At 42.2% G+C, this 19,976-nt stretch carries 15 protein-coding genes; 11 read left to right on the forward strand and 4 right to left on the reverse strand.

Translation table 11 applies throughout. The features are described from left to right. The first annotated feature begins 126 nt into the window (after window positions 1-126). The 7 genes from speA to ACVBJC_RS05610 all read left to right on the forward strand — a co-directional run bounded on the left by speA (window position 127) and on the right by ACVBJC_RS05610 (window position 8,078). Window positions 127-2,040 carry a biosynthetic arginine decarboxylase gene (gene speA / locus ACVBJC_RS05580; protein ID WP_447159940.1) on the forward strand — a complete coding sequence of 638 codons (1,914 nt, stop codon included), beginning with the start codon at window positions 127-129 and terminating at the stop codon, window positions 2,038-2,040. A gap of 201 nt (window positions 2,041-2,241) precedes the next feature. After that, window positions 2,242-3,162 (forward strand): adenosylmethionine decarboxylase, encoded by a 921-nt coding sequence (locus ACVBJC_RS05585; protein WP_447159939.1) that lies wholly within the window; start codon window positions 2,242-2,244, stop codon window positions 3,160-3,162. Between the two features lie 24 nt (window positions 3,163-3,186). After that, the gene (gene speB / locus ACVBJC_RS05590) at window positions 3,187-4,116 is read left to right on the forward strand and encodes an agmatinase (protein WP_447159938.1); all 930 of its coding nucleotides are present in this window, start codon (window positions 3,187-3,189) and stop codon (window positions 4,114-4,116) included. 145 nt (window positions 4,117-4,261) lie between these two features. Beyond that, window positions 4,262-4,900 carry a pyridoxamine 5'-phosphate oxidase gene (gene pdxH / locus ACVBJC_RS05595; RefSeq protein WP_447159937.1) on the forward strand — a complete coding sequence of 213 codons (639 nt, stop codon included), beginning with the start codon at window positions 4,262-4,264 and terminating at the stop codon, window positions 4,898-4,900. A gap of 433 nt (window positions 4,901-5,333) precedes the next feature. Next, window positions 5,334-5,909, forward strand: coding sequence for a YceI family protein (locus tag ACVBJC_RS05600; RefSeq protein WP_447159936.1), 576 nt, complete (start codon window positions 5,334-5,336; stop codon window positions 5,907-5,909). Between the two features lie 364 nt (window positions 5,910-6,273). Beyond that, entirely contained in the window at window positions 6,274-6,627 is a 354-nt protein-coding gene (locus tag ACVBJC_RS05605) for a DUF3802 family protein (RefSeq protein WP_447159935.1), read from the forward strand. Window positions 6,628-7,205: 578 nt separating this feature from the next. After that, the gene (locus tag ACVBJC_RS05610) at window positions 7,206-8,078 is read left to right on the forward strand and encodes a putative ATP-dependent zinc protease (RefSeq protein ID WP_447159934.1); all 873 of its coding nucleotides are present in this window, start codon (window positions 7,206-7,208) and stop codon (window positions 8,076-8,078) included. 57 nt (window positions 8,079-8,135) lie between these two features. Here the strand turns inward: ACVBJC_RS05610 and ACVBJC_RS05615 are convergent, their stop codons facing one another. Then, entirely contained in the window at window positions 8,136-10,697 is a 2,562-nt protein-coding gene (locus ACVBJC_RS05615) for a PDC sensor domain-containing protein (RefSeq protein ID WP_447159933.1), read from the reverse strand. Between the two features lie 260 nt (window positions 10,698-10,957). Then, window positions 10,958-12,454, reverse strand: a complete 1,497-nt coding sequence (locus ACVBJC_RS05620; protein WP_447159932.1) for a methyl-accepting chemotaxis protein — start codon at window positions 12,452-12,454, stop codon at window positions 10,958-10,960. A 450-nt stretch (window positions 12,455-12,904) separates the two neighbouring features. On the opposite strand from ACVBJC_RS05620, the gene pheS reads away from it, so the two are divergent. The 4 genes from pheS (at window position 12,905) to lpxM (ending at window position 17,611) form a co-directional block, all read left to right on the forward strand. Then, a complete protein-coding gene (gene pheS, locus ACVBJC_RS05625; RefSeq protein ID WP_447159931.1) occupies window positions 12,905-13,888 on the forward strand; it encodes a phenylalanine--tRNA ligase subunit alpha in 984 nt (327 codons plus the stop codon). A 16-nt stretch (window positions 13,889-13,904) separates the two neighbouring features. Further along, window positions 13,905-16,292 carry a phenylalanine--tRNA ligase subunit beta gene (gene pheT / locus ACVBJC_RS05630; RefSeq protein WP_447159930.1) on the forward strand — a complete coding sequence of 796 codons (2,388 nt, stop codon included), beginning with the start codon at window positions 13,905-13,907 and terminating at the stop codon, window positions 16,290-16,292. Window positions 16,293-16,296: 4 nt separating this feature from the next. Continuing rightward, on the forward strand, window positions 16,297-16,593 hold the full coding sequence (gene ihfA, locus ACVBJC_RS05635; protein WP_142870772.1) for an integration host factor subunit alpha: 297 nt from the start codon (window positions 16,297-16,299) through the stop codon (window positions 16,591-16,593). A gap of 79 nt (window positions 16,594-16,672) precedes the next feature. Beyond that, complete coding sequence (gene lpxM / locus ACVBJC_RS05640) at window positions 16,673-17,611, forward strand: lauroyl-Kdo(2)-lipid IV(A) myristoyltransferase (RefSeq protein ID WP_447159929.1); 939 nt, start codon at window positions 16,673-16,675, stop codon at window positions 17,609-17,611. A gap of 221 nt (window positions 17,612-17,832) precedes the next feature. Here lpxM and ACVBJC_RS05645 read toward each other — a convergent pair whose 3' ends face one another. Both ACVBJC_RS05645 and hisIE read right to left on the reverse strand, forming a co-directional pair. Next, entirely contained in the window at window positions 17,833-18,936 is a 1,104-nt protein-coding gene (locus tag ACVBJC_RS05645; RefSeq protein WP_447159928.1) for a phosphoribosylaminoimidazolesuccinocarboxamide synthase, read from the reverse strand. Window positions 18,937-19,328: 392 nt separating this feature from the next. Continuing rightward, on the reverse strand, window positions 19,329-19,967 hold the full coding sequence (gene hisIE, locus ACVBJC_RS05650; protein ID WP_447159927.1) for a bifunctional phosphoribosyl-AMP cyclohydrolase/phosphoribosyl-ATP diphosphatase HisIE: 639 nt from the start codon (window positions 19,965-19,967) through the stop codon (window positions 19,329-19,331). Window positions 19,968-19,976 lie beyond the last annotated feature (9 nt).

Genomic DNA, 19,976 nt, shown 5'->3' on the forward strand with positions numbered 1-19,976 from the left:
AGTTTACTTAAACAGTTTATACTTTATAGGTCGATCAGAATTTTACTGATTAAAATATTCGCAAGTTGATTGCAACCTTAGTATTCAGTCAACTTAATTGAGTTAAATACACAGGTTAGGACAAATATGAGCAATTGGTCTATTGATGATGCACGCGCAAGTTACAACGTAAATCACTGGAGCCAAGGATTATACGGCATTAGCGATGAGGGCGAGGTGACCGTTTCACCGGATCCAAGTCGTCCAGACTGTAAGATTGGTTTAAATGAAATGGCAAAAGATATGGTTAAGTCGGGCGTGGCTTTACCTGTTTTGGTGCGTTTCCCACAAATTTTACATCATAGAGTTAATAGTCTGTGTCAGGCATTTAATCAGGCTATTCAAAAGTATCAATATGAAAATGATTACTTGCTTGTTTATCCGATCAAAGTAAACCAACAGCAAACTGTTGTGGAAGAGATCCTGGCTAGCCAAGTGGCAAAAGAAGTGCCGCAGCTTGGCCTAGAGGCGGGCAGTAAGCCAGAGCTAATGGCTGTTTTGGCAATGGCACAAAAGGCAAGCTCTGTTATTATCTGTAACGGCTACAAAGATAAAGAGTACATTCGACTTGCGCTAATTGGCGAGAAGCTTGGCCACAAGGTGTACATTGTCCTTGAGAAGATGTCAGAGCTTAAAGTCGTACTTGAGCAAGCGAAAGAGTTAGGTGTAAGACCTCGCTTAGGCTTACGTGTACGTCTTGCATTCCAAGGCAAGGGCAAGTGGCAGGCCAGTGGCGGTGAGAAGTCTAAGTTTGGCCTAAGTGCTGCACAGGTATTGCAAGTGATCAATTCGCTTAAGCATGAAAATATGCTTGAGTCATTAGAGTTACTGCACTTCCACCTAGGTTCTCAAATTGCCAATATCCGTGATATTAGACAAGGCGTAAGTGAAGCGGGTCGTTTCTACTGCGAGTTGATGAAGCTTGGCGCTAGCGTTAAGTGTTTCGACGTCGGTGGCGGTCTTGCTGTTGATTATGATGGTACTCGAAGCCAAAGTAGTCATTCAATGAACTACGGCTTAACCGAGTACGCTAACAATATCGTTAGTGTGTTGACCGATATGTGTAAAGAGTACGAACAGCCAATGCCGAGAATTATCTCTGAGTCTGGTCGTTACTTAACTGCACACCATGCGGTATTGCTAACTGATGTGATCGGTACTGAAGCATATAAGCCTGAAGATATTCAACCGCCAGCGGAAGATGCACCTCAGTTATTGCACAACATGTGGCAGTCGTGGGTTGAAGTCAGTGGTAAAGCAGACCAGCGTGCTTTGATTGAAATTTTCCATGATTGCCAAAGCGATCTGACCGAAGTTCACTCTCTGTTTGCTGTTGGTCAGTTGGGATTAGCCGAGCGAGCATGGGCTGAGCAGGTTAATTTACGTGTTTGTTACGAACTTCAGGGCAGCATGAGCGCTAAGTATCGTTTCCATAGACCGATTATAGATGAGTTAAACGAAAAGTTAGCTGACAAGTTCTTTGTAAACTTCTCTTTGTTCCAGTCGCTTCCTGATGCATGGGGTATCGATCAGGTATTTCCTGTGATGCCTCTGTCTGGTTTAGATAAAAAGCCAGAAAGTCGCGCTGTTATGCTAGATATTACTTGTGACTCTGACGGGACCGTAGATCAGTACGTAGACGGTCAAGGTATTGAAACCACGCTACCCGTGCCTGCATGGACACAAGAGAGCCCATATTTAATCGGCTTCTTCTTGGTAGGCGCATATCAAGAGATTTTAGGTGATATGCATAACCTATTTGGTGATACAAACTCGGCGGTTGTTCGTTTGGACGAAGATGCCCGCACTAACGTTGAGTCGGTATTAGCTGGTGATACGGTTGCTGACGTACTGAGGTATGTGAACTTGGATGCGGTTTCATTTATGAGAACCTATGAAGAGTTAGTGAACAAGCATATTGCTGAAGATGAACGCGCCAATATTCTTGAAGAGCTGCAGTTAGGTCTTAAAGGTTACACTTACCTAGAAGATTTCTCTTAACCCAGAGATGAGCTGCGCGTAAGCTATGCCACAATGGTATAAATAGCTTGTTTGCTATAACCAGCTTTAAGTTCGCTTGAAGCTGGTTTTGTTTTTACGTCAGCATGCAAGGCGGCTGCTAGCCTTTATAAGTACGTTCATGACGTAGATGTAAGGTGTGTTCAGCGTTAAAAAATCGATATGGTTAGGAGCCCCGATAGGATGTTTTTTGAAGGTTCAGAAAAGAAAATAGAGCTACAAGTCAAGAGTAGTTCTGTGTCACTACGCTTTTTACCTCATTCATTTTGGCAGCAAGTATTAAGTTTTGCAGATGCCGAGATCCTGTCGAGCCTTTCAAATTCGCACTGCGATGCTTATGTATTAAGTGAGTCGAGCTTATTTGTTTGGGAGCAAAAATTGCTGCTAATCACCTGTGGTAATACACGCCTTATCGATGCCGTGATGTGTGTTATTGATAGGGTTGGGACCGAGCACATATCCGGATTAAGCTACCAACGTAAAAGTGAGTTTTTATCCCACTTACAAGCGACGCGCTTTGAAGACGACGTTGAACAGCTTAACGCAAAAATGGCAGGCACAGCTTATCGAGTTGGACATTTAGATAACCATCACCACTACCTGTATTGCAGCGAGAACGCGCAAAAAAGTGATGCGAGTTCGTGCTTGTTGATGTATCACATCAAGGGGGCAGTGGCTCAGTATCTACGTGGGGAAAGGCAGTCGGCGACAGAGATCCGCACCTTATTGGATCTTGAACGTTTGTTACCTCATTTTGAGTTTGACGATCACTTGTTTCAACCGTGTGGCTATTCAATCAATGGACTGTTTGAAGACAAGTTTCTGACCATACATATCACGCCTCAGGAGCGAAGCTCTTACGTGAGTATTGAAACTAACTTGAATTTTTTACACTATCCGTTCAATATTTTTGTTGAGATGTTAAATATATTGAACCCCAGCAGTTGGGACATCATTGGGATGAATATGCAGATAGACAACCTAGGCTTTCCTTCACATCGAAGGCTAGCGAGTTGTGATCTACAGTTAAATCAACTCAATGACTTTAATTATTATCACTATATTCAGTCTGATTGTGAGACGCTATTAGCTGAAGTATTGTGACTCTAGACACTTTATGGAGTATGTATGACCACTATTGCAGATAAGCCTGATTATTCGCTTTACTCAAATGCATTTGGTTACTTAAGACAGCCGTTAGACTTTAAACCGCTTGAAGGTGACGCAGATGTCGTAGTACTAGGCTTACCATTTGATATGGCGACTACTGGCCGCTCTGGCGGCCGTATGGGCCCTGGCGCTATTCGTAACGCTTCAGTGAACTTGGCGTGGGAAGAGACCCGTTGGCCTTATCAGTTTAAATTAAGTGACCACGTGAAAATCGTTGATGCCGGTGACTTAGTTTATAACTGTGGTGATTCAGCTGACTTTACCCAGCGTGTAGAAGATTTCGCGACCAAGATCCTAGAGGCAGATAAGGCGATGCTTAGCTTTGGTGGCGATCACTTTGTGACTCTGCCTCTACTACGTGCTCACTATAAGAAGCACGGTAAGATGGCACTATTGCATTTTGATGCGCATACCGACACATATAGTCAAGGTAGTAAGTATGATCACGGTACCATGTTCTATCATGCTCCAATTGAAGGCCTAATTGCTGCTGAAAACTCAATTCAAGTGGGTATTCGTACCGAGTACGATACGGCAAACCATCTTTTCAAGGTGATCGATGCTGCCGCCGCCAACGAAATGAGCGCAGATGAGATTGTTGCGCAAATTCGTGAGCGTGTTGGTGATATGCCGCTTTACGTGACTTTCGATATCGACTGTTTAGATCCTGCTTTTGCACCAGGCACTGGTACGCCGGTATGTGGAGGCCTGACAAGTGACAAAGCGATGAAGATTATTCGTGGTCTAAAAGGCATGAAGATTGTCGGTATGGATGTTGTAGAAGTGGCTCCTGCTTACGATAGCGCTGAAATCACCGCATTAGCGGGTGCGACTCTTGGTTTAGAGATGCTGCATGTTTGGGCTGAGTCTAACGGTAAAGTGAAGTAATTTTATCTAAGTCGCCTGTTACTAGGTGAGCACATTTCGCTAGAGTCTTTATCAAAAGGCTCCCGTAGAATGCTTAAGATTGTTATCATTAAAGAAGCGCTAAATTGAGCGCTTCTTTTTTTAGGTTCGATGAAAGGATTGATAAATGTCAGAACTTAGCGATATCAGACGCGAATACACATTAGGCGAGTTACATAGTGAAAATGTACCCAATGATCCTATGGACCTGTTTAACGCCTGGCTTGAAGTGGTTCGAGATTCACAAATTCAAGATCCTACAGCTATGTCTGTTGCCACTGTGGATGAGCATGGTCAGCCTTTTCAACGAATCGTATTACTCAAGCGTTTTGGTGATGATGGATTTGTTTTTTTCACTAATTTAGAGAGCCGTAAAGCGCAGCATATTGCCAATAATGCTCAAGTTAGTATCTTATTTCCGTGGCACAGTTTAGATAAGCAAGTTGCTATTACTGGCGTTGCAGAACCTCTGTCTACCACTGAGGTGCTTAAATACTTTATCAGCCGTCCTAAAGAGAGTCAGATAGCCGCTTGGGTTTCAAAGCAATCTAGCCCGATTAGCGCGAGAAAAGCACTAGAGACTAAATTCGCCGAGATGAAAGCAAAGTTCTCTAATGGTGATGTGCCTTTACCTAAATTTTGGGGAGGCTATCTCGTTCGCCCTAAAAGTATTGAATTCTGGCAGGGCGGAGAGCACCGGCTACATGACCGATTTATTTATACTAAAGTTGGTAATGACTGGGAACGAAGTCGTTTAGCGCCATAATTAAAAACATAAAAGCCGCATACTCTGCGGCTTTTGTATTTTTCGCTGTCGACTTCCGCATTAAACGACGTCGCAAGGCCATCGTCAATCCCTCATTTATTCGCCTTGAATTAGTTCGTCAAAAACACTCTTATATCGATTGGAATAGCACATCCTTTGGCTTTCAATGCGTTTGCCAAGAAGTACTCTTAGTTGATGATGTTCTTAATACTGAGTAGGGGCAGGAGTCAGGGCAGCATAGCTCGTTTTACATTGGTTACTCGTTTTTAGTCGTTAAGAAATTACGCTAGATAGGTGAACTTGCCCTAATATAAAGAGTGAAAATTAGCCAGTGTTGCAAAAAGTACTTTTTGTTTACCTTGAGCGTGCTAAATTAGCTGTAACTTAATATGGATGTAAATACCAATAATCATCTTAACGAGAGGGAAGGAATATGAAGAGTATTATCACTGGTTTACTATTATTGCCGTTATCATTTATTGCTTCAGCAGCGACATGGAATGTTGACAATGATGCTTCAAATGTGAATTTTATATCGATTAAAAAAGGCGATATAGGCGAGATCCATTATTTCGAGTCGATGGCCGGTACGCTCAATGATAAGGGAAAGTTCAGTTTATCGATTTCGTTAGCGAGTGTCGTGACCAATGTTGAGATCCGCGATGAGCGTATGGAGTCATTGTTATTTGAAGTGGATAAATATCCTAAGTTAACACTCTCTGCAAACATTGAGCCTAAACTTGTCAATGACATTCCAGTTGGTTCAATATTAATTACTAGCATAGATGCTGAAGTTGCATTACACGGTAAAAAGCAAACTATGGCGTTTACAGTGAGTATCGCTAAGTTATCAGACTCTAAGATCCTCGTGGCTAGCGTGATGCCGACTATAGTCAATGCTGAGAGCTTTGGCTTATCTTCAGGGGTTGATAAATTGCGAGAAATTGCAGGTTTATCAGCGATAAGTAAGGCTGTTCCAGTCTCCTTTATGCTTAGTCTTAGCAAGTAGTTGTAACGTCCTGATTGATTGCTTGGACACCTGATGATCCTGTGATAAATGAGTTCTATATAGCCTATCCTAATGTTAAAGCTATATTCGATTAAGCAAAATGTAAGGCCTGCATGCAATGCTACACTATTGCATGCAGGCCTTTTTATTTGCATGATTTTAGGTTTTCAGGGCTTGTCTAAAGGAGTTACAGCATTAACGTATTCAAAAACGTGTGCCGAGTCTTTATTAATTATATTCAGATGATTTTCAATTAGGTAAACTCAGATAATATTCTTACATAATTTAATAATAGGCTTGTTAAACGCTTTTCGTCATTGAAGCGTATAAGCAATGAACACATTTGATGTGTTTTAGGTTGAGTATGGTTACCGATAAAGACGGCTATATCCACTTGGTTCAGTATCTGACTGAACATTTAGGTATTTTTGAAAACTCGCAGCAACAAAGTGTTACCGAAGACACGGTAATGGAGCTTTTTGAAGAGCAACTGGCTGCACAAATTATTATGGTTTGTGGCCAAAATCCTTCTTTGACCTTTAGTCAAAGGAACATAGTGATCCGTGAGGTCGACTCAATTGTGTATGATCTTGAAGAAATATTAGCGAGGGTTTCTACTCATAAAGCAACTGCAGAGCAATCTGTGTTTATTACTGAATTCTCATGTCTTATTAAGAATTTATTTGATCAAGAAATAGCAAGTTTGATAGTGGCTTAACGCCAAAAATATTATATTTAGTTACAGTATTTTCGCTGTTCCAGCTTGTTGGCTTTTGCCTAAAGGCATAATGTAGCTGCAATGGTATAGGAGAGCGATATGCTGACCAAAGTTAAAAAGTCTATGAATAGGCAGTATTTGTTTGTTTATGCGTGTTTGTTCATATTCTGGCTTTTTCTAAGACTGTTCAGTGAGAATGCGTTTGATCTTGGTTGGGGATTTTTTCCTTTGGTGATCTCTTTGCCATTTGTGCCTTTTATTCTAGTGTGGTTAGCGGTGCAGTTTTATCGACACTTTAAGCTATTAAGAACACATATAAATCAAAAATGGCATTTTTGCCACTGTACCTGTACAACCGCATTGTTTAGTTTGTTTGTATTTAACGTTTTTTATTAAATGCTGGTAGTTTTTTATCAACTGATAGCGGCCTTTTAGTCGCCCAGTTGTAAGCGTTCATACAGCTTAGCTATGTCATACAATTGCTATAGATAGTCTCAACCTCTTTATTCACTTCTAAATCTTGCTATCATAAACGCAAGATCATTTATGTTGTTTTTTTAACGAATTAAGGAATCACGATGCTTAAAAACGTAGGGTTGTGCTTATTGATCCTGACGTCATCATTGTCGGCGACAGCAAGCGAGAAAGCGGTGATAGGTTCAACCGCAAAGATGTCAGTTGCTTCTGGCCTTTCATATGTTGCCCGTATCGATACTGGGGCAGTTAACACGTCGTTACATGCCTACGATTTAAAGGTTGAGGGCGGTAGTGCTAAGAATATGAAAGATAACATTGGCAAAATGGTGTCTTTTACGACTGAAAATAATGCTGGCGAGAAGCAGCGTTTAAAAGCCAAAATCGTAAAAACCTCAACGGTGAGCAATTCTCAAGGTACAGAAACTCGTTATATGGTCGATTTAGATGTTGGCTATAAGGGCAAAGAGCGTAAGGTTAGGGTGAATTTAAGGGATCGTAGTCACATGGACTATAAGCTCTTAATCGGTCGTAACTGGCTTAAAGGTCGTTATGTTGTCGATGTATCAGAGAAAAAGCTGATAGGCCCAACGGCGGCGATTAGTGTTGTTGAGTCGGGATTAATGTTTAAGACACGCATAGACACTGGCGCGGTTGAGAATTCGCTGCATGCCTATGATATGAAAATTGATAATGAAGATCCTGACATGGAAAAAAATGTCGGCAAAGTCATTCACTTCATGACTGAAAATGAAAAGGGTGAGTCTCATTTAGTAAAGTCTCGCATTGTTGAAACTTCGCTGATCCGAAATGCTCAAGGCAGTGAGATCCGTTATATGGTTGAGCTCAAGATTGGCGAGCCGGGTCAAGAGTATAAAGTGAAGGTGAATTTAAGAGATAGAAGTAAGATGTCTTATAAGCTCTTAATCGGTCGTAACTGGCTACAAGGACATTATATCGTGGATGTATCGCGTTAAAAATACACTTTTTGATATAAAGAGCTGAGCCGCACATTTTTGTGCGGCTTTTTTGATTTAGCTTAAAGACGCCACCGTTAACTGATAGGTTAATAACGTTTTGTAGTGCGGATCTTGCTCTAAACGCGTGACGTCTAGTTGGCCTCTAAACTCACTTTTCAGCCAAACTGATAGTGCCGATAGCGTGCCTTTGACTTCGTTATTCTTCAGTACTTGCTGTAAAGCGGCTAATTTAGTGTCATCGAAACCTTTACCATTATCATAAATACGCATTAGGACTTGATGCTGCTTTTTGCTTAGTTCTATCTTTATATGCTGCGTTTCTTTTCTTTGGGTAAACGCATCGATAATGGTATTGCTAATTGCGCGGTAAAAAATCAGAAGAAAATGCCAATGAACACCATCAACAATAAGTCGACTGTCGCTATCTACAGTGAGTTCAATATTGTTGGAAGCGAGTTTTGGTTGTAATAGGGCAACGATGTGCTCAAGCAGTAGGACTAAATCGATAGGCTTAGCGACATAGTCCTGGGCCGAAAACAGGTACTCCAAGTGCCTTAAGCGCACGGTTTGCTCTGCTAATTCTGAGTTAAAGTCTACGATAGGCAATTCGCCTTTCGCTAACTTGTAGGCATTTGCAGCTAAATCATCTTGCTTTCTAAAGATGGGTTTCACGATTGCGGCAACAAGAGAGGGGTATAATGCTTGATTCTCAATTTTAACCTTCTCAAAGCTAGCACTACGATTTGTTTCAAGTTTTACTTGTTCACTTTCACTGAGTAGCCGCTTATTAGTTAGCTCAAGCTGCTCAATAAAGCGGATATTATCGGTTGTTTCCCTTGTCAGTATTTCAAACTGCGCTTTTTTCTTAAGTTCAATCTCTTTAGTTGCACTGATATCGAAAGCGATGGTTCCGACCGAACTCACTTGTTGCTGTGCGTCCAGAATTGGAAACTTAGTCACAAGGTAAGTGTGCTGTTTTCCCTCCCTTGGTAACGTTTGCTCATAACTGAGTTCAAGTTTACTCTCGATAACCTTAAGATCGTTCTCATGGTTTATCTGCGCTATCTCTCTTGGCATGATAAGACGGTCTCTTACCCCAATGATATCTTCACGCTTACGTGACAATGTGCGGCAGAATTGATCATTGACTAGAGTAAATTCACCTTTGATATTGATAATGAAAATTAAGTTATGAGCGGAGTTAAGTACAGAGTTCAGTTGCTCTTTACTTTGTTTAAGTTCTGTTTGTGCTTGCTGCTGTACATCCAGTTGAAGCTCTAGAGCGAGGTTTGTTGCATCTAAGCTGGCTAACGCTATTTCTAACTGCCGAGTACGCGAGCTAAAGGCTTTGGCTAGCATACCTATTTCATCACTACGTGTACTTGCTTCAAGCTCAATTTTAGCGGCATTGCTGTCATTTAACGCTCGAACCATACGGCTAATTGGAGTGATAAAGAGTTTATTTTGCATGATGAAAAGTAGCATCAAGGCAATAATCTGTATGCTAACAAGATAAATACCAACAGAGCTTGCTAATGATTGGTTATTGTAGGCAATACTTGATATAGGGGTAACGAGCACTATTTTCCAATACGTACCAGGCATAAGGAAGATGGTCACTATGACCGGCTCTTTGAGCCTAGGATCACTATCTAAGCGCAGGCTGGCGACAAGTTTAACTTGCATGAGCTTGTTATTTGCATTTTTATTGATTAGCGCGATCAGCTTAGCACGCTCATGGCTCGGCACATTCGTGATATCTTTTTCAAGTAATTTGTCTTCGTAAGCTTTTGTTGCACTGGCGGTTTCAATGAAGTCGGCATCAATTGTTGCAATGATATTCTGTAATGAGGCAAATTCGGTGTAGGTTTTAGAAAATGTTGCAAAAGGCTGAAATAGTTCAGGATTCTTTATTGGAGTTCTATCATCGATATCGATATCTGGATAAGACAGTAAGCGGTTTTGTTGATCAAGAGCAAACACATAACCACCTTGGCTGGATATTGCCGTGGTGAAAAAATTATCAATGCTCGATAACGCGACATCAACAGTGGAGACGCCGATAAACTTATGCTCTGACCACATAGGTACCGAGGCCGTTATCATTGGGATTTCAGTGAAAGGGTCAATATAAGATTTTGACCAATAAGTCGTATCTGTCGGGTAATACTTAGCTGGAGTATACCAGTTTTCGTTGTAATAGTGAGGGGGGGCATCGGCGTTATAGTCATTTACTTTAATCAGTTCATCAGCCAAATTACGTGCCCAAAAATAACTATTTTTTCGCTTATCTGTGTCAAAGGCGAATGGTTCAGGCCAAATGCCGCCCCCTAATATTACCTCTTGTTGTCCAGGTTGATTGAGCAGTGCGGGAATGGCCAGATCCAATTGATTAGGTTGCTGTTGATACAATTCACCAAGTGTTCCTATCGATACGGCAAGGTTTTCAATTCTGTTGGTTTTTTGCTGCAGTTTAGCCGCAATAGTTTTACCCAGATTAATACTCAGTGATTGTTGGTTGTCGATTAAACGGGCAGTTTCAATGGATTTTAGAAACCCTACGCTAGCGATAATAATCACGGCTGCAACAATGAGTTGAACCAACATTAATTTCATTGGCAAGCTTGAACGCCAATTGGTCAGTTTTATGGAGCTTGCACTCGTTTTGGCCATGTTTGTTATGTGCTCAGGTTAAGAGTATCCCCTTATTTAGTATCCGTACTGAAAAAGGAATGAAGCGTGGAAGTCCTATTGAACGTATTATATAAGCCTTGTTGTTTTATTGTAAAACAAACTCGTTGTTCTATGTTTTTATTTTATTGCAAAAAATAAAAAAAACAGCCTATTGGCTGCTTTTTATAACGTTAATACAGGTGCTATACTTTTAGACCAACGAGCAGTTTATCTAATTGCTCGGCTGTCGCATGCAGTTCATCACAGCCTGAAACGGATTGATTGGCTGATTGCTCCACATCATGAGACTGATTGCGAATATCCATTAGATTGGTTGCGATTTCATTAGCGACCGCTGATTGCTCTTCAGCAGATGTCGCAATTAAAACGCTCATCTCATAAACTTTAGCGCTGTGATGAGCAATCCCTTGTAGATCTTTGCCTGTGTCAAGTACGTGCTTCTTGCCGTCCTCAGCCTTCTCTACGGTACGACTCATTACCTGTTTTAAGTCGCGGGCACCTGACTGAAGCGCTTCAATCATGGTTTTAATTTCAACCGTTGCAGCCTGAGTTCGACCAGCCAGAGTTCTGACTTCATCGGCAACGACAGCAAAGCCACGCCCTTGCTCTCCGGCTCGGGCAGCCTCAATGGCTGCGTTCAATGCGAGTAAATTAGTTTGCTCGGAAATGGCATTAATGGTGGTGACGACCTCGTCAATTTTAGCTGCGTTTTCATTGAGGTTATTAACAGCATCAGAGGCATCTGCAATTTCATTTGATAAGCTGCCTATCGCGTCAACAGTGATGGCTATATCACGAGAACCTGCATCAACTTGCACATTGGCTTCTTGGGTTTCACTTGATGAAAGCTCAGCATTACGTGAAACTTCTATGACGGCTGCGGTCATCTGCTCCATCGCGGTTGCTAAAGAATCAATGTGCTGGCGTTGATTCATGGCTAACGATTGGCCCTCTTCAGCAGTATTTCTAAAGGCTTGCACAATATTACGGATCTGTGAACTGGCGTTGGTCATCTCGCTTACAAGCTTATGCTGACGCTCAACTAGCGTATCTATGCTAATCGCAAGAATGCTAAATTCGTCTTTAACTTCAAAAAAGTTGAGTCGACCCGTTAAATCGCCATCAGCGGCTCTTTTAAGCGCCATCACATTGGTAAACAGTGCACCACCAACGAAGCTAGAGATATAGTAACTGGTGATTAAGATTATCGAGATTAATATCGCTAAGGCGATATAGGCGACATACTCGTTATGGATGTCGTTGATTTGTTCGCCATACAGGGTTGTAATCAGACCGTTTGGGCTCACCGGGCTGACACTTTCTATTCTATTGCCATTAATCTTGATGTTGCCGCCGCTTTCTGCAAGCGAGACTAATTGGCTGGACCCCGTCTGCTGGTGGGTGACAGTGAGCTCACCTTCAATGGAGCTTAAGAATGCGCTTCTGTTTGCTTCGGGAATATATTGATAAGCGCTATCGAGTGCTTCATTGAGTGTCTGGTTGAATACTTGGGTTTGAGAGAGCTGAGCATCAAGTAGGTTTTGTTTGTATTCGCTATTTAACAAAACAGCCAAACCAACTAGCGTGATGATAGGAATTATCGCCATTAGAGCGAATTTGGTTTTTAGTGTCATATGGATAAGGTACTTATCTACCCAGCGGAACTTAACTTCTTTCATAATGTTCTCTTATTTATAAATCGCATACCTGACTATTTATCGGAAGATTATGCCGTTTCTTAACTCTTTTTTTGCTCATTATCGGTAATTTGCTTGTTTGTTGTTCACTATTGTTTTTAAGTGATTGAATATTAATGTTTCTAATTTGTAGCGGCTTGGCAGTCAAATAGTGTGGCTATCATTAGGTTTTCAGTAGTTGTTGTGATTTAGGTTGTACTTTTACCGCTTCACTAAGTGGCAGTTAGATTAACAATTGATGGATTTAATGCTCATTGAGTAAAGCCTTGTATAAGGACTAAACAAAATAGACAGTTAGCAGGGGAAAAGGTGAATTAGTCCTAGTCAAATCATCCTGTCTAACGTAAAATTTTAGTCTTTTTCTATTTTCACTAAGAAAATACGTTAGCCCAAAAGTCGTAGGTCTAGCACTTACTTGCACTGGAAGAGATGATGTCACAGTTAACAGAGATCGTAGAACAGGCTTTAGCCGCCATCGAAGGAGCTACAGATTTAAAAGCTCTCGATGACCTCCGTGTCGATTACCTTGGTAAGAAAGGTAAAATCACCGACATGATGAAAATGATGGGGAAACTTCCTCCGGAAGAGAAGCCCGCTTTTGGTCAAGCCGTGAATCAAGCAAAACAAGCGGTTCAACAACAACTGTCAATTCGTATTGATGGTCTTAAAGCCGCTGAACTTGAAGCGCAATTAAAAGCTGAGAGTATCGATGTGAGCCTGCCGGGTCGTCGCATTGAGAACGGTGGACTGCACCCTGTAACTCGCACGATTGAGCGTATTGAAGCTTTCTTTGGTGAGCTAGGCTTTACGGTTAAAGACGGCCCAGAAATCGAAGATGACTTTCATAACTTCGATGCATTAAACATCTCTGAGCATCATCCTGCACGTGCAGATCACGACACTTTCTACTTTAATCCGAAAGTGATGTTGCGTACGCAAACATCTGGTGTACAGATCCGTACCATGGAGCATGAAAAGCCACCTTTACGCATTATCTCTCCTGGTCGTGTATATCGTAACGATTATGACCAAACGCATACGCCAATGTTCCACCAGGTAGAAGGTTTACTTGTCGCTGAGAACGTTAACTTTGCAGAACTAAAAGGCATTTTGCACGATTTCTTACGCAATTTCTTTGAAGAAGATTTAGAAGTGCGTTTCCGTCCTTCTTACTTCCCATTTACTGAACCGTCAGCAGAAGTTGATGTAATGGGTAAAAATGGTAAGTGGTTAGAAGTACTTGGTTGCGGAATGGTTCATCCAAATGTGCTTCGTAGTGTAGGCATCGATCCAGAGAGATATTCTGGTTTTGCGTTTGGTATGGGCGTTGAGCGTCTTTCTATGTTGCGCTATGGCGTTAACGATTTACGTTCATTCTTCGAAAACGATCTACGTTTCCTGAAGCAATTTAAATAAACGGAGCTGTAATAGCATGAAATTTAGTGAATCTTGGCTTCGTGAGTGGGTTAACCCGAGTGTCAATCGCGAAGAGTTATCACACCAAATTACTATGGCCGGTCTTGAAGTTGACGGTATTGAGCCTGTAGCTGCTGAGTTTAGCGGTGTTATCGTCGGTGAAGTTGTTGAGTGTGGTCAGCACCCAGATGCTGACAAACTACGTGTAACTAAAATCAATGTGGGTGGCGAAGAGCTAATCGACATCGTATGTGGCGCATCAAACTGCCGTCTAGGGCTTAAAGTTGCAGTTGCTATGGTTGGTGCTGTGCTACCTGGCGATTTCAAAATTAAAAAAGCTAAGCTACGCGGTCAACCGTCATTTGGTATGTTGTGTTCGTTTGGCGAGCTAGGCGTTGATATTGAAAGCGACGGCATTATTGAATTGCCACTTGATGCACCCATTGGCCAAGACGTACGTGAATACTTAGATCTTGATGACGCAGTTATCGATGTGGATTTAACGGCTAACCGCGCTGATTGTCTTGGTATGGCTGGTCTTGCTCGTGAAGTTGGCGTATTAAACCGCCAATCAGTAACTGAGCCGACTTGGGAAGCGGTTGCTGCGACTATCGCTGATGAAGTGAGCATTGACGTACAAGAGCCACAAGAGTGTGGACGTTACCTAGGCCGCGTTATCAAAAACGTTAACGTTAAAGCTGAAACGCCACTATGGATGCAAGAAAAGCTGCGTCGTAGTGGTATTCGCTCTATCGACCCGATCGTTGATATCACTAACTATGTATTAGTTGAGTTCGGTCAGCCAATGCACGCATTTGACTTAGCTAAGTTAGATGGCGGCATTCAAGTTCGTAAGCCTAAAGGCGAAGAGAAGCTGACACTACTTGATGGCAATGAAATTACTATTCCTGAAGGTATGTTGATTATTGCTGACCAGGCTAAGCCATTAGCACTTGCTGGTGTATTTGGTGGTGAGCAATCAGGTGTTACCACTGAAACTACCGACATTCTTTTAGAATGCGCATTCTTTGCTCCTTTAGCTATTTTAGGTAAAGCCCGTAAGATTGGTTTGCATACTGATGCATCGCACCGTTTTGAGCGTGGTGTTGACCCACAGCTGCAACAAAAAGTCATGGACCGTGCTAGCCGTCTAGTGCTAGACATCTGTGGTGGCGAAGCAGGCCCAGTCGTTGAAGCTAAATCTGAAGACAACTTACCAAAACCTGCACATATCGTATTGCGTCGAAGCAAACTAGATAAGACTTTAGGTCATCATATTGAAGATGCTGAAGTCAAAGAAATTCTAGAGCGCTTAGGCTTTAATGTTGAAGTGAGTGAAGGGCAGTGGAATGTAATCACAGCCACTTACCGTTTCGATATGGCGATTGAAGAAGACTTGATTGAAGAAGTTGCCCGTATTTACGGTTACAACAATATTCCAAATATTGCGCCTGTTGCGCAATTAAGCATGTCTGATCATAAAGAGTCTGATATAAGTCTTAAGCGTGTTCGTAGCATGTTGGTTGCCCGTGGTTTTCAAGAAGCGGTAACATACAGCTTCGTCGACCCTAAGCAGCAAGAGTTGCTCCACCCTGGTGCAGAGGCGATGATTTTACCGAACCCAATTTCGGTTGAAATGTCAGCAATGCGTCTGTCTATGTTCACCGGTCTTTTGACTGCGGTTGGTTACAACCAAAGCCGTCAACAAAACCGTGTAAGACTGTTTGAAACTGGTCTGCGTTTTGTTCCGAATGAAACCGCTGAGTCAGGTGTGTCACAGCAACCTATGCTTGCAGCTGTGATTGCCGGAAACCAAAACGATGAACATTGGTCAATGGAGTCAAAAACGGTTGATTTCTTCGACCTTAAAGGTGACTTAGAAGCGGTCATCGGTTTGACGGTTGCTGAAGCTGAATTTAGCTTTAGAGCGGCAAGCCACCCAGCGCTTCACCCGGGACAATGTGCTGAAATCTTAAGAGATGATCGCGTAATTGGCATTATAGGCACCGTTCATCCAAGCCTAGAGAAGCCATTTGGCCTAAACGGAAAGACAATTATTTTCGAACTAGAATTAGACGTGTTATTGCACGCTAATTTGCCGCTAGCCCAGACTGTATCTAAGTTTCCAGCTAACCGTCGTGATATCGCAATCGTAGTTGATGACGTTATTGCAGCAGATGATGTTGTAAAATTGATAAGAAAAGTTGGCGAAAATCAGTTGGTTGGCATAAACTTGTTCGATGTATACCGAGGTAAAGGTGTAGAGGAAGGCAAAAAGAGCCTTGCAATAGCACTCTTATTACAAGACAACGCTCGTACACTGGAAGAAAAAGAAATCGCTGAGATGGTAGACGTCGTGGTTTCTGCTCTGAAAGACGAGTTCAACGCATCGTTGAGGGACTAAAAGTATGGCACTTACCAAAGCTGAAATGGCAGAACATCTTTTTGAAACGCTAGGTATCAACAAGAGAGTAGCGAAAGAGATGGTTGAGACGTTTTTCGAAGAAATTCGTCTAGCTCTTGAAAGTGGTGAGCAGGTCAAGCTGTCTGGCTTTGGCAACTTTGACCTGAGGGACAAGAATCAAAGACCGGGAAGGAACCCAAAAACGGGAGAAGATATCCCAATTTCGGCACGTCGTGTAGTCACGTTCCGTCCGGGACAGAAGCTGAAAAGCCGCGTCGAAGAGGCTAACGCAAAGAAGTAATTGCTTTAGCGTTATAATGAAGAGGCCACTCAATCGAGTGGCTTTTTCTGTTATTCATTTGCAGTAGAGGTTTAATTCCTTGTCTAGAAAGCCAAAATATTTTGATCGACGTTTTAGCTTTAGCCTGTTACACCCTAAATATTGGCTAACCTGGGTCGCGATTTTAGTGTTGTTAATATTTGGTCTTATGCCTGCCTGGCTCAGAGATCCCATTGCACGCACACTTGCCAGACTAGTGATGAAAATTGCTAAGAAGCCGATTAATGTGGCAAGGGCGAATCTAACGACCTGCTTTCCTGAAAAATCCCATGATGAGATTGAAGCGTTAATAAAAGATAACGTGGAAAATTTTGTGATGATTTTACTTGCGCAATCCGAGTTGTTAGCGAAATCTCGCGCGAATATGAGACGCCGTGTACAACTTCATGGATTTGAACATGTAGAAAAAGCACGTGCTGCAGGTCAGCCTGTGATTTTTATCATGCCGCATGTGTGGGGTATTGAGTATGCAGGACTTAGGCTCAATCTTGAACTGCCTATGGTTTCGATGGCAAAAGCCCATAAAAATGGATTATTTAACTGGTTCAATAATCGTATGAGAAGCTCCCAAGGCGGCAATATCTACATGCGTGAAGCAGGGATCAGAGCTTTGCTGACAGAGCTAAAGCGAGACAATAGTTTTTTTTATCTACCCGATGAAGATCTTGGTCGTGAGAAGAGTGTCTTTGCGCCATTTTTGGGGACGACTAAAGCAACCTTGCCAGTAGTGGGGCGTTTAGCTCAGGCGGGGAACGCTCAAGTCATGCCGGTAAAGATTGGTTATGATCAACACAAGCGTCATTTTGATCTAACGGTTATGCCTGCCATTGATCCCGATACCATGCAAGGTAAAGAAAATGAGGCGATCGCCTTAAATAAGGCGGTTGAGCAAGTTATTTTAGCGTACCCTGAGCAATATATGTGGTTCCTTAAGGTGCTAAAAACCCGCCCCGAAGGCGAAGCATCGATCTATAATTAATCTGGTTGCTAAAAATAGCGCTGCAATTGTTATTAACCATGGCTACACAAAAAAGCCGCAATGGATATTGCGGCTTTTCTATATCTAGCGCTTAGCTTTATAGCTAGCGTTTAAGGGCAGTGTTTGATTGGCTGAGCTACTTATTCATTACGCGCTTGCATACATCTACCCATTTTTGCGCTAAATAAAGCACTTAACCAGCACTATAGCAGAGCGGATAACTAAACGATTAGCTGATATTCATCGCGTAAAATATCAATGATCTCTTGTTTAGGTGTGTCGCTGATATGTAGCTTCTTACCAATCACTTTCTCAGCAATTCCAACATAAGTGTTAGAGATATCCATCATGACAGATTCTGGTAGTTTATTATCTTTCGCTAGCGCAAAGCGCTCTTCCATGCGGTTCTTGTTGAGTAAGATATCAGCGTCTGGGAAGTGGTTAAGTAGCCACTGTCTGAAACCTTCTTTTGATTGCTCGATAATTTTGCCATCACGGTGAGCTGCACCATCCCAAATACGCGAGCTATCAGGCGTGCCGACCTCATCCATATAGATAAGTTTTTCATTACCAGCAGCATCGTTTACGTAGCCAAATTCAAATTTGGTATCAACAAAGATCTGATCATGCTCAGCGAGTGCGTCACTGATGACATCAAAGCCTTCTTTAAGCAGCTTCTCGTAAAGATCAACGTCTGCAAGCTTACTAAAGTTGAAACCTTGAACATGACGTTCAATATCGCTACGAGATACATTCACGTCATCAGCTTCAGGTACGCCTTCTAGGCCCGTTAATACACCTTTTGTCGACGGGGTGATTAATAGCTCAGGTAGCTTTTGATCTTTCTCTAAGCCTTCAGGGATAGTGATGCCACAAAACTCGCGCTCACCTTTAGTGTATGAACGCCACATAGAACCCGTAATGTATTGGCGTGCAATCGCTTCAATCATCACCGGACGTGCTTTTTGCACAATCCACACCAATGGGTGAGGGATGTCTAAGATGTGACTATCAGCAAGGCCTTTATCTTTAAAAAGTTTAAACCAATGATTTGAGATAGCATTTAGTGCCGTTCCTTTTCCTGGAACGCCATCTAAACCGTTCTCACCTTGCCATACGCAATCAAATGCTGAGATGCGATCGCTAATGACCATAATGGCTAGTGGTGCATCGGCAGGTACATCGTAACCTTTATCTTTAATTAACCGTGCGCTATCTTCCTCGGTTAACCAGTAAACACTGCGGACCTTACCTGAGTGAACAGGTTTGTTGGTACGAATTGGGAGGTTGTCATTTACGACTAAAACTTTATCTGCAAGATTCATAGGGCACACTTTTATTATTGAGAAGCTTAATTTTAGTGGCGCAGATTGTATCAGAAGTTACCTATTGCAACACCCTAGCAATAACGGATTTACTCTTTGTAAAAACAGTGTTTTCTATTGCGCAAAATCAGCAAGAATAAGATTGCAAAATTGAAGCAATGCGCTACTTTTGGTTTTAAATACCGATTGATTATCTTTTAAGTCGTCAATCCTTTTTATGATAATGCTTGCCCGTCAATTAAGCGTTTCATTGTTTCAGAGTGCAGTTATAAGCTCGTTTCATCTTTGCTGAAGAGTAAATTTATCAGCAGGAATAGCCGTGGCTAAACAGGAAATAAAATGGCCGCAGAGACTGCGACCATTTCCTACTCGTTAAGGCGGAGGTTATTTTTCTACTTTGCCTTATTGTGACGTTTCATCAAATTGAGATTGATGTCTTGCATGCTTAACTCTTGATCTTCAAGTAGCACTAACAAGTGATAGATCAGATCAGAGGCTTCATCAATCAATTCCGGTTTGTCATGGGTTGCAGCGGCTAATGCCGTTTCTAACCCCTCTTCTCCGACTTTTTGCGCGATACGTTTAGTGCCACGCTCAAACAGGTGAGCGGTGTAGCTTGACTCTGGGTCTTGGCCTTTACGTGATGCGATTAAGCCTGACAAGTTGTCGATAAAACTGTGGGCGTTACCGTCTTTCCAGCAACTCTCTGTGCCCTTATGGCAGGTCGGTCCGTTGGGAATAACTTGCACGAGTAAACTGTCATCGTCACAGTCTTTATCAATCGATACTAAGTCGAGGGTGTTGCCTGAGGTTTCGCCCTTAGTCCAGAGTCTTTGTTTACTGCGGCTGAAAAAGGTGACTTTTCCTGTCGATAAGGTTTGATCTAATGCAGCCTTATCCATATAACCGAGCATTAAGACTTTGGCTGTGAGGTGATTTTGCACTATCGCCGGAATTAAGCCGTCGGTTTTCTCCCAGTCCAATTGACTCCGTAAGTCGCTACCCAGTGGGTTTTGGTTAAAATTAGTCATGTTACATCC

This window comes from Shewanella sp. 0m-6 (assembly GCF_052977325.1).